Source organism: Methylococcus capsulatus str. Texas = ATCC 19069 (assembly GCF_000424685.1).
GTDB lineage: Bacteria > Pseudomonadota > Gammaproteobacteria > Methylococcales > Methylococcaceae > Methylococcus > Methylococcus capsulatus.
The window spans coordinates 357,526-373,769 of the sequence record NZ_AUKJ01000016.1 but is presented as its reverse complement, the minus strand read 5'-3'; the positions used below and the strand labels follow the sequence as shown (position 1 = coordinate 373,769).

Sequence of the window (16,244 nt, the reverse complement as noted above, 5' to 3'; positions counted from 1 at the left end):
TGCAGGGATTGTGCTTTCAGCCCGAGGACTGTCCGCCTCCCCATCGTATAATTGATTGTTGCACTCTGAAGCAGGACCAAACTCGGCGCACCGCTTCATTGACAGCAAGTTTACCCCTACAAAACAATGAAAAACAATAGTTGACCTGGATCAAACTTTAAAAAAATTTCCGGGCCGCCACAGCCCTTCTCCCATTGCAAACGCCCGAACCTCGGTGGCAGGGCGCCGGCTCCCTCGAAGCGATCATCCCCGACCTCGCCTCCCATGCAAGCGGTCAGACATTGAAGCGGAAATGCACGATGTCTCCGTCGCGCATGACATAATCCTTGCCTTCCAAACGCCATTTCCCGGCGTCTTTGGCCCCCTGCTCGCCATGGCAGGCGACGAAGTCCTCGTAGGCGATCACTTCCGCGCGGATGAAACCTTTTTCGAAATCGCTATGGATGACACCCGCCGCCTGGGGCGCGGTGGCGCCCGCGGGAATGGTCCAAGCCCGGACTTCCTTGACACCCGCGGTGAAATAAGTGAACAGGTTCAGCAGACGGTATGCCGCCCGCACCACCCGGTTGAGCCCCGGCTCTTCAAAACCGATCTCCGCCAGGAAATCCGCCTTGTCTTCGTCTTCGAGCTGGGACAGTTCGGCCTCGAAAGCGGCACAGACCGGCACAACCACCGCACCCTCGTTGCGTGCGAAGGCTTCGACCTGCTCCAAGAGGGGGTTGTTGTCGAAGCCGCCTTCCTGGACGTTGGCGATGTACATCGTCGGCTTGGCGGTGAGCAGATGCAGCTCGCGCAACAGGGCCGCGTCCTCCGGAGGCAGCGGTATGGCCCGCACCGGCGTTCCCGAATTCAAACCCTTGCCGACGAGTTCCAGCACGCGTACCCGCTCGATCTCTTCCTTGTTCCCGGACTTGGCGGCCTTCTGGGCACGCTGGAGGGCTTTCTCTACCGTCGCCATGTCGGCGAGGATGAGTTCCACCCCGATCACTTCGATGTCGGACAAGGGGTCAACCTTTCCGGCAACATGCACGATGTCGTCATTCTCGAAGCAGCGGACGACATGCGCGATCGCATCGGTTTCGCGGATGTGGGCGAGAAACTGGTTGCCCAGACCCTCCCCTTTTGATGCGCCGGCCACCAGTCCTGCGATGTCGACGAACTCGATGGCCGTCGGAACCACGCGCTCGGGTTTCACGATTCCCGCCAGGACCTCGAGTCTCGGGTCGGGAACGGGCACGACACCCACGTTGGGATCGATGGTGCAGAAAGGATAATTTTCGGCCGCGATGGCGGCCTTGGTGAGCGCGTTGAAAAGCGTGGACTTGCCGACGTTGGGCAGACCGACGATGCCGACGTGTAATGCCATGTGGGAATGTTCCTAGCCTTCTTTGGTACGATGATAGTGGTCCTGGAAGCGGACGATGTCGTCTTCCCCGAGGTAACTGCCTGATTGCACCTCGATGATTTCCAACGGAATGGTTCCTGGATTTTCCAGGCGATGATGGACCCCGATGGGAATGTAAGTGGACTGGTTTTCCGTCAGCAGGAATGATTCTTCGCCGCGGACGACCCGGGCGGTACCCCGCACGACGATCCAGTGCTCGGCTCGATGGTGATGCATCTGCAGCGAAAGGGCGGCGCCTGGCGTCACCGTGATCCGCTTGACCTGGTAACGCTGGCCGGTGTCGATCGACTCGTAGGTTCCCCACGGCCGGTGCACCCGGCGATGGACCTTGTGCTCGGTACGGTTCGCCGCTTCGAGATGTTCGGCGATCTGCTTGATGTCCTGAGCCTTCGACTTGTGCGCGACCAGCACCGCGTCCGCCGTGTCCACCACCAGCAAATCGTCCACGCCGATGGCCGCGAGGAACCGGCTGTCCGCATACAGCAGCGAATTCCTGGTATCGCGCGCATAGACGTCACCTTCCACGACGTTGCCGTGCTCGTCCCGCGGCTTGACTTCAGACAGCGATGCCCAGGAACCCAGATCACACCAGCCCACGTCGAGCGGTATGACGACCGCCTGGCCCGTGCCATTGAGCTTTTCCATCACGGCGTAGTCGATGGAATCGGACGGGCAACGCAGGAAATCGGTCCGGTCAACCCGGATGAAATTGCCGTCTGCGGTGGCTTTTTCATAGGCTGCGGAACAGGACTCCAGGATGTCGGGCCGATGCGAACCGATCCGCTCCAACCAGACATTGGCCCGTAGCACGAACAGCCCGCTGTTCCAGAGGTAGTCGCCGGAACTCAGATACTGCGCGGCAGTTTCGGCATCCGGTTTTTCCACGAAGGCTTCCAGCTCGAAAACCGTGCCATCCTCCAGCGATCTTCCTTTGCGAATGTAGCCGTAACCCGTCTCCGGCCGGTCCGGCACGATACCGAAGGTCCCGATCAGCCCGCGCCCAGCAACCCCCAGCGCCCGCGCCAGACCGGCACGGAAACCTTCCACGTCGGCGATGTGATGATCCGCCGGCATGACCGCCAGAATGCAGTCGCCCCCGATCCGCTCACTTACATGCAGCGCCGCGATCGTCAACGCGGGAGCCGTGTTGCGGCCGCTCGGTTCGAGGAGGATGTCGGCATCGTCGTACCCCATCTGCCGAAGCTGCTCGGCCACCAGGAAACGATGCTGTTCATTGCACACGATCAGGGGCGAGTGGATGTCGAAGCGCGACTCTGCCATCCCCCCGATACGCCCGGTGGTTTCCTGAAACAAGGTGCGTTCGCCCAACAGCGGAAGGAACTGCTTGGGATAGGCCTCGCGCGAATGCGGCCAGAGACGGGAGCCCACTCCCCCCGAGAGAATGAGCGGCTTGACCGTTACGCTACTCATGGTGCGTACCTCCGAAAAAATCAATGCGCCTGGAAAGAGTCTCCCAAATGACGGACGAGAAGTCGCCAATGCCGCTCCGCAGCCCCCCGGTTGCGCCTTACGAAGGCAAGGGCCTGCTGCACCATGTCACCGCGCCTGCCCTCATCCGCCACCAGCCGGTCGACCGCGGCTGCCAGTTCTCCGGTATCGCGGACCCGAACGGCAGCCCCCTTCCTTTCGAGATCATCACATATCTGCTGGAAATTCCGCGTGAATGGCCCGAACACGATGGCGGTCTCCGCCAAAGCGGGCTCGACCACGTTGTGGCCGCCGATGTCGACCAGGCTCCCTCCGACGAATGCGATATCACTGGCGACATAGAAGCGCATGAGGTCCCCCAGCGTGTCGAGCAGGAAAACGTCGAACGTCCCGGCCACGCCCCCCTCCGCTTGCGTCTGCCGGGCGACACGGTGACCGGCCTCTACGGCCAGCCGCGCGACTTCTTCGAAACGCTCGGGATGACGGGGCGCGATCACCAGCAGCAGCTCGGGATGCCGGGAACGGAGGCGGGCGAAAGCCTCCAGCACCGCCTTTTCCTCCCCCCTATGCGTACTCGCTGCCAGCCAAACCGGCCGCTCCTGGAACAAGGACCGCCTGAGAGCCGCGCCGACCGCGGTGACCGAAGCGTCCGGTTCGGTATCGAATTTGAGATTGCCAGTGACGGTGACGGTCGCAGGATCCGCGCCGATGGTGACGAAACGCCGCGCGTCGGCCTCGGTCTGCGCGGCAATGTCGACGCCGGCCAGAAGGCGCCTCAGAGTACCGCGGATCCAAGCATAGCGCCGGGCCGAGCGATCCGATAAACGGGCGTTGGCGATGAGAAGCGGGACTCCGCGCTTCCGGCAGGCGGTGAACAAATTGGGCCAGATTTCCGTCTCCATGATGACGGCCGCACGGGGAGAGAAATGCCCCAGAAAACGACCGACGCCATCGGGCAAATCATACGGCAGAAAAACGTGCTCGACCGTGTCGCCAAGCACCTTGCGCACCCGCGCCGACCCGGTCGGTGTGGTGGTCGTGACGAGAATGGAAGCCCGCGCGTGCCGCCTGAGGGCGGCGATCAATGAAAATGCGGCTTCCGCTTCGCCCACGGAAACCGCATGAATCCAGATATCCACCGGCTTGGGCGGGCCGGAATAGAATCCAAACCGCTCGGCAATCCGGTGCCGGTAAGCCGGATTCGCCCGGCTGCGCCATAACAGGCGCGCTAGCACCCAAGGGAGGGACGCGTAAAACAGGCTCGTATAAACGGACCTCACGCTCCGCCCTCTGGCGCCAGGGTTCGGATCACTCGCCGATGACTTTCAGGTTCAGCGTCGCATTGACGTCGCTATGCAAGTGCAACGTGATTTCATAGTCCCCGGCGAGCCGGATCGGGCCATGAGGCAGCCGCACTTCGTGCCGTTCCACTGGCACCCCGGCCGCAGTCACGGCTTCGGCAATATCTTTGGTGCCGACCGAGCCATACAGCTTGCCTTCCTCGCCGGCCTTTTGGGCGATCGATACGTTCAGCCGTGCCACGGCTTCGGCGCGGGCCTGTGCCGCGGCCAACTCTTCGGACGCCTTTTTCTCCAGCTCTGCCCGCCGCTGCTCGAACTCCGCCAGCTTGGCCGCCGTCGCGGCAACGGCCTTTCCTTTTGGAATGAGGAAATTACGGCCATATCCCGGACGCACCGAGACTTTGTCACCCAGGCTGCCGAGATTCGGCACCTTTTCGAGAAGAATCACATCCATCTTCCAAGACCTCGAACAAACCGATTTAAGAAATAAACTGTTTCTGCCCAGGCGTTTCAGACGCCCGCTGCACGCCTGTGGCGCCAGTCCATCCAGACATCCGTGAACCCCATGAGCGCCACGGGAAGGGCGACCTGAGGAATCACGAACAACAATAGATAGAAGCCGGCCAACCAGAACTTACCCGCAGAACGACGGGACAACAGCACATGGATCACGGCGACTCCCACCATGAGGTACAGCACGAAAAACACGAGACCGAGATTCCACAGCAATTCGGCCACGGCCGGCAACGACATGGCGCCACCAATACAGGCCAACGCGGCATACGCAAACGCCGGTGCGGGCCGCAGCTCGACAAACTCGGCGCGGAACCCGCCGGGGTTGTAGAGCAGAGATTGCCACCACCGCGCCAACATCAGCGTCAAGAAAACGCTCAGGGCGGAACCGGCACTCACGAATCCCGTTGCATAATGGGCCGCCACACGCAGACCGAACCGCGCGCCGTCCGCGTCGAGACCGTCGGGCGCCTGATCCAGCAGCGGCTGAACCAGCCGGATGAGCTTTTCGTTCCAGAACTCCGATGGATCACCGATCAAACCGTAAACCGCCAGCACCGCCATCAACGCGGGCACGACGACGGATGCCAGGGCCCACTCGATCCGGCGGGAAATCCGCAGCACCCATGCCGCCACGGCCGTCGGAAACCAGAGCAGCAGCGCATAGATCAAGGGGGCCGCCACACTGCCCAGAACCACACCGCCAAACACGGCGACCGCCGCCGCGGACAGAGCCAGCACCGTGGCGGCGGCCGGCAAGCCCTGCCGCAGCACCACGAGCCCCAAAGCCGCGGAACTCAGCAAACCGACCAGCGGTATCATGAACGAGAGACAAACGAAGCCTGCGATGACCAACACCGCCTGCCATCGTTCCTTCATGACGAAGGCCGCGAGCCCCTTCACGAATCTTCAAGCCCTTCCGCGCAAACGGGCCCGCGCTTATTGCTCGTGCGCGTCGCAGAACGGCAGCAGCGCGAGGAAGCGCGCGCGCTTGATGGCCGTGGCCAGCTGACGCTGATACTTCGCACTGGTCCCGGTGATGCGGCTGGGAACGATCTTTCCCGTCTCCGACACATATTCCCGCAGGGTGTCCAAGTCCTTGTAATCGATTTCCTTGACGTCTTCCGCGGTGAAGCGACAGTACCTTCTACGTTTGAATTGACGAACCATCGGTGAACTCCAGAATCTGATCGGCGATAATGTTTCTTGGATCGGCCAGCAAGGCTTCAAGCCTCCGCTTCCGCCTCGCTACCCGGCTCGGCGCCGGCGGCTTCCACACTTCCCTCGTCCGCCGGCGCGCGGTCGGTCTCGGCGTCGCTGCCGGACCTCGCCAGTGCGGACGGCTCGGTCACCGCCTCGTCGCGCCTGATCGTCAGGCTGCGCAGGACCGCATCGTTGAACCGGAAACCGCTTTCCAGCTCCTCCAGGGTCGCCTGATCACACTCGATGTTCATCAACACGTAATGCGCCTTGTGCAGCTTGGCGATGGGATAGGCCAACTGACGACGGCCCCAGTCTTCCAGGCGATGGATTCGGCCTGCCGCACCCTCGATGATGGAACGATACCGTTCGATCATCGCCGGCACCTGCCCGCTCTGGTCCGGATGGACCATGAACACTATCTCGTAATGTCGCACGTTGATGCTCCTTTCGGATTGAGTCAGCTTCCCGCCACACGCGGTAAAGCAAGGAGAAGGGGTCTATGCCCCACCAAAAAATGGTGCACTATACCCCTTTCACAGCCCCTGAACAACTGTCCCTACCGCGTGGCAAACCGGGCGTGTTGCAAATACATGTTCGATTCCCTATAGTGTCCAGCCATTTTTTTGCGGGCCGACCCACGCCCCCGAATGCCATGAACCCGTCCGGCTCCATCGATCACCGAGTCCGAGCAGACCGCGGCCGTGCCGTAGCGGACGAAGTCACGTATCGGAACGGGCGGGGCGCCAATCCAGACGCGTTCGCTCGTTGACCCGGCGCGATCCTCAAGAGGTAACCCCAATGAGCCACCATACTTTGCCCCACAAGCAGGGTCTGTACGATCCACGTCACGAACACGACGCTTGCGGCGTCGGCTTCATCGCCCACATCAAGGGCAAAAAGAGCCATGACATCATTCTGCAGGGGCTGGAAATACTGAAGAATCTGACGCATCGCGGCGCGGTGGGGGCCGATCCTCTGGCAGGCGACGGCGCCGGCATCCTGCTCCAACTGCCCGATGCATTTCTGCGCAAGGAGTGCGCGAAACTCGGCATCACGCTTCCCGAAGCCGGCCACTACGGGGTCGGCATGCTGTTTCTGCCGCGTGACGCACAGAAGCGGCGCAGCTGCGAGGAAATTCTGACTCAGTATGTGATCGCCGAAGGGCAGACAGTGCTCGGCTGGCGCGATGTCCCCGTGGACAACACCGGCATCGGCGAAACGGTCAAAGCCGTGGAACCTTTCATACGCCAGGTATTCATCGGCCGCGGCACCGGCTGCGCCGACCAGAATGCCTTCGAGCGCAAGCTGTTCGTCATCCGCAAGCAGGCCGAAAATGCCATCCGCGATGGTCAACTCGCCGGCGACGGGATGTTCTATCTGCCGTCGCTGTCGTCGCGCACCATCGTCTATAAAGGGATGCTGCTGGCGGACCAGGTGGGGTCCTACTACCTCGACCTCCGCGACGAGAGCCTTGTCTCCGCCCTGGCGCTGGTCCATCAGCGCTTCTCGACCAACACCTTCCCGACCTGGGATCTGGCCCACCCGTTCCGGATGATCGCCCACAACGGCGAAATCAACACCATCCGCGGCAACATCAACTGGATGGCGGCGCGCCGCCAGTCGATGAAGTCCGAACTCCTGGGGGAGGACCTGGACAAGATCTGGCCCCTGATCGCGGAAGGTCAGTCCGATTCGGCCTGCTTCGACAACGCCCTCGAGCTGCTGGTCGCCAGCGGCTATTCGTTGGTCCATGCCATGATGCTGCTGATTCCGGAGGCCTGGGCCGGCAATCCCCTGATGGATGCCAAGCGGCGGGCATTCTACGAGTATTACTCGGCGCTGATGGAACCCTGGGACGGCCCCGCCGCCGTGGCTTTCACCGACGGCCGCCAGATCGGCGCCACCCTCGACCGCAACGGCCTGCGGCCCGCCCGCTATCTGATCACCGATGACGACTATGTCATCATGGGTTCGGAAATGGGCGTCCTGAACGTCCCGCAGCACAAAATCGTCAAGAAGTGGCGACTGCAGCCGGGAAAGATGTTCCTGATCGACCTGGAGCAGGGACGCATCATCGAGGATCAGGAGATCAAGGATGAATTGGCCGGTCGCCACCCTTATCAGGAGTGGCTGGACAAGACTCAAATCAACGTCCAGAACCTGCCGACCGAAGTGGCCGCCATGGCACCGGATCATGCCACCCTGCTCGACCGTCAGCAGGCCTTCGGCTACACCCAGGAGGACATCAAGGTCTTTTTCAAGCCGATCGCCCTGAGCGGCCAGGAACCGGTCGGATCCATGGGCACAGATGCCGCCCTCGCGGTTCTGTCGGACCGGCCGCGGATGCTGTACGACTACTTCAAGCAAGGTTTCGCTCAGGTCACCAATCCGGCGATCGATCCCATCCGCGAGGAACTGGTGATGTCGCTGGTGTCCCACATCGGTCCACGTCCCAACCTGCTGGCGCTGGACAACGGCGGCAACAACAAACGGCTCGAGGTGCACCAGCCGATCCTCAGCAACGGCGACCTGGAAAAGATCCGCCGCATCGAGGCACGCACCCAGGGAGCTTTCAAGACCAAGACCCTGAGCATCTGCTTCCCGGCCGATGCCGGAGCCCCGGGCATGGAGCCGGCGCTCGAGGCGCTGTGCAAACGCGCGGAACAGGCCGTGCTGGAGGGCAACAACATCCTGATCCTGTCGGACCGGAGCATGGACGCCGGTCACATCGCCATTCCGGCACTCCTCGCCACCTCGGCGGTGCATCATCATCTGATCCGGGCCGGCCTTCGGACGCATTCGGGTTTGGTGGTGGAAACCGGGGAAGCCCGCGAAGTGCATCATTTCGCTCTCCTGGCTGGTTACGGCGCCGAGGCCGTCAACCCGTACCTAGCCTTCGATACCCTATCCGACCTGCTCGGCTCGCTGCCGGAAAAGATCAGCGAAGACGAGGCCCACAAGCGTTACATCAAGGCGATCGGCAAAGCGCTGCTCAAAATCATGTCGAAAATGGGCATCTCCACCTACCAGTCTTATTGCGGGGCGCAGATCTTCAACGCCGTCGGACTGGGCGAGAACTTGCTCGACCGTTATTTCCATGGAACCGAATGCACGACGGGCGGTATCGAGCTCAGGGAGGTTGCGGAGGAAACCGTGCGCCGTCATCGCCTGGCTTTCGGTAATGCGCCGCTCTACCGCAATGCGCTGGACGTCGGCGGCGAATACGCCTACCGGCTGCGCGGCGAGGGCCACATGTGGACCCCGGAAACCATCGCCAAGCTGCAACACGCCACCCGCGCCAACGACCCGGCGACCTACGCCGAGTATGCCCGGCTGATCAACGAGCAGAACGAGCAGCTGTTGACCCTGCGCGGCCTGATGGATTTCCGCTTCGCGGTCGAACCCGTGCCACTGGACGAAGTCGAGCCGGCCCGGGAAATCGTCAAACGCTTCGCCACCGGCGCCATGTCGTTCGGATCGATCTCGTACGAGGCCCACACCACCCTGGCGATCGCCATGAACCGGATCGGCGGCAAGTCGAATACCGGCGAAGGCGGGGAGCTGCCGGAGCGTTTCGTGCCTTTGGCGAACGGCGATTCCCTGCGATCGGCGATCAAGCAGGTCGCATCCGGCCGTTTCGGGGTCACGGCGGAGTACCTGGTCAACGCCGACGACATCCAGATCAAGATATCCCAGGGCGCCAAGCCGGGCGAAGGTGGCCAGCTGCCCGGCCACAAGGTCGATGCGGTCATCGCCAAGGTGCGTCATTCGACTCCCGGCGTTGGTCTGATCTCGCCGCCGCCACATCACGACATCTATTCGATCGAAGACCTGGCACAACTGATTCACGACCTGAAGAATGTCAATCCCGCGGCCCGCATCAGCGTCAAATTGGTGTCGGAAGTGGGTGTCGGCACGGTAGCGGCAGGCGTCGCCAAGGCCCATGCCGACCATGTCACCATTTCCGGCTACGACGGCGGCACGGGCGCCAGCCCGATCACCTCGATCAAGCACGCGGGGCTGCCTTGGGAAATCGGCCTGGCCGAGACCCACCAGACCCTGGTGCTGAACCGTCTGCGCGGACGCATCTGCGTCCAGGCCGACGGCGGCATGCGGACCGGTCGAGACGTGGTGATCGCGGCCCTGCTCGGCGCGGACGAGGTCGGTTTCGCTACCGCCCCCCTTATCGTCGAGGGCTGCATCATGATGCGCAAATGCCATCTGAACACCTGCCCGGTAGGCGTGGCGACACAGGATCCGGAGCTGCGCAAGCGTTTCACCGGCCAGCCCGAACACGTAGTGAACTATTTCTTCTTCGTCGCCGAGGAAGTACGCCAACTCATGGCCCGGCTCGGTTTCCGGCGCTACGAGGAGATGGTCGGCCGCTCCGACCTACTCGACATGCGCAAGGCCATCGACCATTGGAAAGCGTCCCGCATCGACCTCTCGAAGATTCTGTACAAACCCGAAGCCGGGCCGGGTGTCGCCATCTTCAATTGCGAAACGCAGGACCACGGGCTGGACAAGGCGCTCGACCGCAAGCTGATCGAGTTCGCCCGACATGCACTGGAAGACAAGAAGCCGGTCCACATCGACATCGACATCCGCAACTACAACCGGACCGTGGGCGCCATGCTCTCGGGCGAGATCGCCAAGCGCTATGGACACGCCGGACTGCCGGATGACACCATCCACATCAAGGCCCATGGCACCGCCGGCCAGAGCTTCGGCGCCTTCCTGGCGGCCGGCGTGACGCTGGAACTGGAAGGCGAGGCCAACGACTATGTCGGCAAGGGACTCTCCGGCGGCCGCCTGGCGATCTATCCGCCAGCCGATTGTCCGATCACGCCGGAGCAGAACATCATCGTCGGCAACACCGTCCTCTACGGCGCCATCAGCGGCGAATGTTATTTCCGCGGCGTCGCCGGTGAGCGCTTCGCAGTCCGCAATTCCGGCGCAATCGCCGTGGTGGAGGGTGTGGGCGATCACGGCTGTGAATACATGACCGGGGGCGTAGTGGTGGTACTGGGCGCGACCGGGCGCAACTTCGCGGCCGGCATGTCCGGCGGTGTCGCCTATGTCCTGGACGAATCCGGTGATTTCGAACGGCGCTGCAACCTGTCCATGGTCGAGCTCGAGCCGGTACCTGCGGAGGACGACGCGCTGGAACACTTCGAGCACCAGGGCGGGGATCTCGAGACCCACGGCATGGTCGACATCATGCGCGACATGACCCGCAACGACATGCGACGCCTGCGTTTTCTGATCGAAAAACACCTGCGCTATACCGGCAGCGGCCGTGCCCGCCTGATTCTGGACGACTGGGGTTGCTATGCTGCCAAGTTCGTCAAAGTCATGCCAGTGGACTACCGCAAAGCGCTGGAGAAGATGCAGCAAACCCGAACCGGTGCAGCCGCGCCTCACTGAGCCCGGCCCACAAAATCAAGAACGAGGTATCGAGAAAAATGGGAAAACCCACCGGTTTCATGGAAATCGCGCGGCAGGATCGGCGTTATACCCTGGTCGCCGACCGGATTCAGCACTACCGCGAATTCATCGTGCCGCTGAGCGACGAGGAAGTCAGCCGTCAGGGCGCGCGTTGTATGGACTGCGGCATCCCCTATTGCCACCAGGGCTGCCCGATCAACAACATCATTCCCGATTGGAACGACCTGGTATACCAGGGTGACTGGGAGGAAGCCCTCGAGGTACTGCACAGCACCAACAATTTCCCGGAGTTCACCGGTCGCATCTGCCCGGCTCCCTGCGAAGCGGCTTGCACGTTGAACCTCAATGACGAACCGGTCACCATCAAGACCATCGAATGCGCCATTGCGGACAAGGCCTGGGAAGAGAATCGGATCCGGCCGCAGATTCCCAGCAGGCGCACGGACAAGCGGGTCGCGGTGGTAGGCTCCGGGCCGGCCGGTCTCGCCTGCGCCCAGCAACTGGCACGCGCAGGTCACGGCGTGGTGGTCTATGAAAAGGCCGACCGCATCGGCGGCCTGCTGCGCTACGGCATTCCCGACTTCAAGATGGAAAAGCATCTCATCGACCGCCGCATCGCCCAGATGCAGGCGGAAGGCGTGATCTTCCGTCCCAACAGCCATATCGGCGCCAACATTCCGCTGAGCCGGCTGATGGCCGAATTCGACGCCATCGTGCTGGCGGGTGGCTCGGAAAAACCGCGCGACCTTCCCGTTCCCGGACGCGAATTGGCCGGCATCCATTTCGCGATGGAGTTCCTCAAGCAGCAGAACCGGCGTGTTGCCGGTGATACGATAGACGAAGCAGAAGGCATTCTGGCGACCGACAAACACGTCATCGTCATCGGCGGCGGCGATACCGGTTCCGACTGCATTGGCACCTCGGTGCGCCAGGGAGCCGCCTCGGTGGTGCAGTTGGAAATCCTGCCCCAACCGCCGGCCAAGGAAGACAAGAGTCTCACCTGGCCGAACTGGCCGAACCGGCTACGCACTTCTTCCTCCCAGGAGGAGGGCTGTGAACGGCATTGGAGCATCGCAACCAAGCGTTTCAGCGGTGAAAACGGCAAGGTGACCGCGATCCATTGCATCAAGGTCAACTGGAAACAGGAAGGCGGGCGCTGGGTCATGGAGGAAATTCCCGGCACCGAGTTCACACTCCAGGCCGACCTGGTTCTACTCGCCATGGGCTTCGTCCATCCGGTACAGGAGGGACTGCTGCAGGAAACCGGCGTCCGGCTGGACGAACGCGGCAATGTCCAGGCGGATACTCGAAACTATCGGACTTCGGTGGACAAGATCTTCGCGGCCGGCGACATGAGGCGAGGACAGTCGCTGGTAGTCTGGGCCATACGCGAGGGACGCCAGGCAGCCCGCGCGGTGGACGAGTTCCTCATGGGCCGATCCGACTTGCCGCGGTAAATCCGACGCCCCCATGAACCGCCCAAGGTCGTCGGGCGCGCCGGGATCATGGCCCCGATCCCGCAGAGCGGCCCGCGCCGGCAATCTGAGCGCGGCATGGTGCCCATGCCTATCCCAACAATGCCGTTGACGATGTCCTGGCCTGCCTCCCGTAGCACCGTGAAGCGCCTGCTGTCTTTGGCCCGCGTCTTCGGACTGATGCTGATCGTCTTCAGTCTGACCTATCTGCTCCCGATCATGGCATCCCTGCTGACGGGTGACGGTACTGCCCTTCTCTTCATCGAAGACGCGCTCTTCACCATCGGCGCCGGCGCTTTACTTTGGATCGCCACCCGGCAGTACCGCTACGATCTGAAGTCCAAAGACGGCTTCATCCTCGTCGTGCTGGCCTGGACCGGAATGGCGGCCTTCGCCACGTTCCCGCTGATATCGTACATCGAAGGGCTGTCGTTCACGGACGCCTATTTCGAAGCCATGTCTGGATTGACCACCACCGGGGCGACGGTGCTGGCCGGCCTGGATCAGCTGCCACCCGCCATCAATCTCTGGCGGCACGAACTGAACTGGCTCGGGGGGATGGGAATCATCGTGTTGGCGGTTGCGATCCTCCCCGTCCTCGGCATCGGCGGACGCCAGTTATTCATGGCGGAAACGCCCGGCCCCATGAAAGAAAACAAGCTGACACCCCGGATCACGGAGACCGCCAAAAAACTTTGGCTGGTTTACGCATCTATTACCGCGGCTTGCATCCTGTGCCTCAAGATGGCCGGCATGAGCTGGCTGGACGCCGTCTGCCATGCCTTCGCCGCCATGAGCCTGGGCGGCTTCTCGACTCATGACGCCAGCGTCGGTTATTTCGACTCCCCCCTGATCGAAGGGGTCCTGATGGTCTTCATGTTGGTCGCGGGCATGAACTTCGCGACCCACTTCCTGGCGATCCACGCCCGGAGTCTGAAGGTGTATCGGCATGACATCGAGGCCATTCCCTACCTGGTTCTGGCGCTGGGTAGCTGCGTGGCCATCGCGCTGTTCCTGGTCGCACACCAAAGTTATTCTGATTTCTGGACCGCTCTGCGGCATGCGAGCTTCAACGTCGTGTCCATCGCCACCGACTGCGGGTTCGCCTCGGTGGACTACAACCAGTGGCCTTTGTTCGCACCGCTATGGATGTTATTCCTGAGCAGCGTTCTGGCTTGTACCGGCTCGACGGGGGGCGGCATCAAAATGATGCGCACACTGATCCTGATCAAACAAAGTCAATTGCAGATGCTGCTGCTCACCCATCCGACGGCGGTCAATCCGCTCAAGATCGGACACATGGTGATTCCCTCCAATATCATCCTGTCGGTGCTCGGTTTCATCTTCGTCTATTTCATGAGCATCGTCATTCTGACGTTGCTGCTGGTGGTCAGCGGGCTGGACATGGTGTCATCCTTCTCCGCCATCATCGCCAGTATCAACAACGCGGGCCCCGGACTCAACGTGGTGGGGCCGGCCAGCAATTACGCCGCGCTTTCCGACTTCCAGACTTGGACATGCACCATCGCGATGTTTCTGGGCCGCATCGAGGTTTTCACGGCACTGATCATTTTCACGCCGGCGTTCTGGCGCAAATAGGCTCCCAAAGAACGCACTGAAAGGGCGCCTCGGGTTGATCGATCAACGGGGCGGGCGACCGCCGTTCACGGCCACCACAATCCAGGCCCCCACATGCCCCAATTCATGGTGGCGTCGAGGTTGGTTTCCGCCGCCTGCCTCTGTTCGTCGGCGATTTCCTTTTCCACAGCGAGCTTCTGGAAGCGGGCGTAGGCATCCGCATCGCCGACATAGATGCACTGACAAATGTTGGCATCCGCGTAAATGTACATCACTTTGTCACCTTTCGGATGCGCAACCAGTTTGTACTGAGTCATCCCCTTGACATTGGCCTGCTGCTCCGCCGTTTGTGCATAGTTGATCTTGAATCCCGCCGCCGCCAACAATTGTTCCGTATCCTGGACCTTCTCCTCCAGAGAAGCGCATGCCGCCAAGCCGGCGGCAAGTCCCAGGCTTCCGAGTTTACGAAGCATCATGGTTGTCTCTCGAAGCCGTTGCATTCCAGCTAAATTTAGCGCAGATCGAACGCAGGGTCGACGGGCCTGCTCAACTCTGCAAGACCGCATCCGCCGTATAGCCTTCCGCCTCCAGGATCGAACGGAGCTTGAGCTGAGCCTCCCGCTGAATCTGACGCACCCGTTCGCGTGTCACTCCCAAGTCCGCGGCCACTGCCTCGAGCGTCGATACCTCATGCCCGCCGAGGCCGAAACGGCGCTGGAGGACTTCCCGCTGGCGCGGGTTCAGCCGTCCCAGCCATTCGTCGATTTTCTGTTCAATCCGCTCGGCGAGCAGCGTGTCGGTAACCGGACTCTGGCTGTCATCCGGCGCCATGTCCAGCAAGGATTTGGAAGAATCGGCCGTGATCGGCGCATCGGCCGACAAATCTTTTTCACTCAGCCTGAGAAGCTGTTCGACGCGCTCGGACGGTTTGTCGAGTTGCCGGGCCACGTCCTGGGCCGTTGGCGTGCCCTGCATCTTGGCGGAAAGGCTCCGATAGGCCTTCAGGACGGCGTTCATTTCCTTAGCCACGTGGATTGGAAGCCGGATCGCCCGGACCTGACTCATCAGAGCGCGCTCGATCGTCTGCCGTATCCACCACGTGGCATAGGTGGAAAAACGGAAACCACGTTCCGGCTCGAACTTTTCGACGGCGCGGATCAGGCCGAGATTGCCCTCCTCGATCAGATCGAGCAAAGGCAATCCGCGGTTCAGATAGCGGCGCGCAATCTTGACGACCAGGCGCAGATTGCTTTCGATCATGAGGCGGCGGGCATCCTCGTCACCCTCGAGGGCGAGCCGCCCGAAGTGTTTTTCCTCCTCCGCCGTCAAAAGCCTCCATTTCCCCAACTGGTTCATGTAGATGCGTGTTGCATCAAGCTCCGAACCCGTCTCGACCGTATCTCCGCCGTCATCGACGATATCCTCGCACCAGATCTCGGCGCCGCAGCCATCCTCGGCGTCCCTTTCGCTCTCCCCCCCGGCATCCATTTCGATTTCGATCTCGACCACCTCTTCGGCATATCCCAAACCTTCGACGAGGCTCCCGTCCAACCCCAAAACGACTTCAGACGACATCATTTTCATCCTCAACAGACACGCCGGCCGCGGCCCATGAGCCGAAGCGGCATTCGCACCACCCGTTATCGCGAACGTCCGCGACAACGCCCCTTCCATTTAACCTCGCCCCGCATTGTATACCTTTCCGGGCAAGAAAAACCCTATTTGCATGAAGGAAACGAACACCTGTTGTCCAGGTAACCGCCACCGGCGAATGTCTGCGAGACCGTGGGCTGGTTTTCGATTTCATTGTCACCGATGCCGCCCTAAAATTCACCCGATTTGACCGGTGCTTCCTGAGTATAATTCCCGGTC

At 61.7% G+C, this 16,244-nt stretch carries 12 protein-coding genes; 3 read left to right on the top strand and 9 right to left on the bottom strand.

The window, feature by feature from the left end; translation table 11 throughout:
- Window positions 1-274 precede the first annotated feature (274 nt).
- Genes ychF through rpsF form a run of 7 tightly spaced genes read right to left on the bottom strand, consistent with a single transcriptional unit; the run spans window position 275 to window position 6,305 of the window.
- The gene (gene ychF / locus H156_RS0103860) at window positions 275-1,366 is read right to left on the bottom strand and encodes a redox-regulated ATPase YchF (protein ID WP_017366331.1); all 1,092 of its coding nucleotides are present in this window, start codon (window positions 1,364-1,366) and stop codon (window positions 275-277) included.
- A gap of 12 nt (window positions 1,367-1,378) precedes the next feature.
- Complete coding sequence (locus H156_RS0103855) at window positions 1,379-2,836, bottom strand: mannose-1-phosphate guanylyltransferase/mannose-6-phosphate isomerase (protein ID WP_036246042.1); 1,458 nt, start codon at window positions 2,834-2,836, stop codon at window positions 1,379-1,381.
- Between the two features lie 20 nt (window positions 2,837-2,856).
- The gene (gene waaA / locus H156_RS0103850; RefSeq protein ID WP_026046075.1) at window positions 2,857-4,134 is read right to left on the bottom strand and encodes a lipid IV(A) 3-deoxy-D-manno-octulosonic acid transferase; all 1,278 of its coding nucleotides are present in this window, start codon (window positions 4,132-4,134) and stop codon (window positions 2,857-2,859) included.
- A 28-nt stretch (window positions 4,135-4,162) separates the two neighbouring features.
- On the bottom strand, window positions 4,163-4,609 hold the full coding sequence (rplI, locus tag H156_RS0103845) for a 50S ribosomal protein L9 (RefSeq protein WP_010961280.1): 447 nt from the start codon (window positions 4,607-4,609) through the stop codon (window positions 4,163-4,165).
- A gap of 56 nt (window positions 4,610-4,665) precedes the next feature.
- A complete protein-coding gene (locus tag H156_RS0103840; RefSeq protein ID WP_017366334.1) occupies window positions 4,666-5,571 on the bottom strand; it encodes a YybS family protein in 906 nt (301 codons plus the stop codon).
- A gap of 36 nt (window positions 5,572-5,607) precedes the next feature.
- A complete protein-coding gene (rpsR, locus tag H156_RS0103835; RefSeq protein WP_010961282.1) occupies window positions 5,608-5,838 on the bottom strand; it encodes a 30S ribosomal protein S18 in 231 nt (76 codons plus the stop codon).
- 56 nt (window positions 5,839-5,894) lie between these two features.
- The gene (rpsF, locus tag H156_RS0103830) at window positions 5,895-6,305 is read right to left on the bottom strand and encodes a 30S ribosomal protein S6 (protein ID WP_017366335.1); all 411 of its coding nucleotides are present in this window, start codon (window positions 6,303-6,305) and stop codon (window positions 5,895-5,897) included.
- Window positions 6,306-6,669: 364 nt separating this feature from the next.
- Between rpsF and gltB the strand changes: the two genes are divergently transcribed.
- From gltB to H156_RS0103815, 3 genes are all read left to right on the top strand, one after another.
- On the top strand, window positions 6,670-11,298 hold the full coding sequence (gene gltB, locus H156_RS0103825; protein WP_017366336.1) for a glutamate synthase large subunit: 4,629 nt from the start codon (window positions 6,670-6,672) through the stop codon (window positions 11,296-11,298).
- Window positions 11,299-11,336: 38 nt separating this feature from the next.
- A complete protein-coding gene (locus H156_RS0103820) occupies window positions 11,337-12,776 on the top strand; it encodes a glutamate synthase subunit beta (RefSeq protein ID WP_017366337.1) in 1,440 nt (479 codons plus the stop codon).
- Between the two features lie 159 nt (window positions 12,777-12,935).
- The gene (locus H156_RS0103815; protein ID WP_017366338.1) at window positions 12,936-14,393 is read left to right on the top strand and encodes a TrkH family potassium uptake protein; all 1,458 of its coding nucleotides are present in this window, start codon (window positions 12,936-12,938) and stop codon (window positions 14,391-14,393) included.
- Between the two features lie 65 nt (window positions 14,394-14,458).
- On the opposite strand, the gene H156_RS0103810 is transcribed toward H156_RS0103815, so the two are convergent.
- Window positions 14,459-14,848, bottom strand: a complete 390-nt coding sequence (locus H156_RS0103810; protein ID WP_017366339.1) for a hypothetical protein — start codon at window positions 14,846-14,848, stop codon at window positions 14,459-14,461.
- 70 nt (window positions 14,849-14,918) lie between these two features.
- Window positions 14,919-15,950, bottom strand: a complete 1,032-nt coding sequence (gene rpoS / locus H156_RS0103805; protein ID WP_238536912.1) for an RNA polymerase sigma factor RpoS — start codon at window positions 15,948-15,950, stop codon at window positions 14,919-14,921.
- Window positions 15,951-16,244 lie beyond the last annotated feature (294 nt).

Coding starts and splice junctions, on each gene's coding strand:
- ychF (WP_017366331.1), bottom strand. CDS start 1,366: ATGGCATTACACGTCGGCATCGTCGGTCTGCCCAACGTCGGCAAGTCC.
- H156_RS0103855 (WP_036246042.1), bottom strand. CDS start 2,836: ATGAGTAGCGTAACGGTCAAGCCGCTCATTCTCTCGGGGGGAGTGGGC.
- gltB (WP_017366336.1), top strand. CDS start 6,670: ATGAGCCACCATACTTTGCCCCACAAGCAGGGTCTGTACGATCCACGT.
- H156_RS0103820 (WP_017366337.1), top strand. CDS start 11,337: ATGGGAAAACCCACCGGTTTCATGGAAATCGCGCGGCAGGATCGGCGT.
- H156_RS0103810 (WP_017366339.1), bottom strand. CDS start 14,848: ATGATGCTTCGTAAACTCGGAAGCCTGGGACTTGCCGCCGGCTTGGCG.
- rpoS (WP_238536912.1), bottom strand. CDS start 15,950: ATGATGTCGTCTGAAGTCGTTTTGGGGTTGGACGGGAGCCTCGTCGAA.
- rpsR (WP_010961282.1), bottom strand. CDS start 5,838: ATGGTTCGTCAATTCAAACGTAGAAGGTACTGTCGCTTCACCGCGGAA.
- rplI (WP_010961280.1), bottom strand. CDS start 4,609: ATGGATGTGATTCTTCTCGAAAAGGTGCCGAATCTCGGCAGCCTGGGT.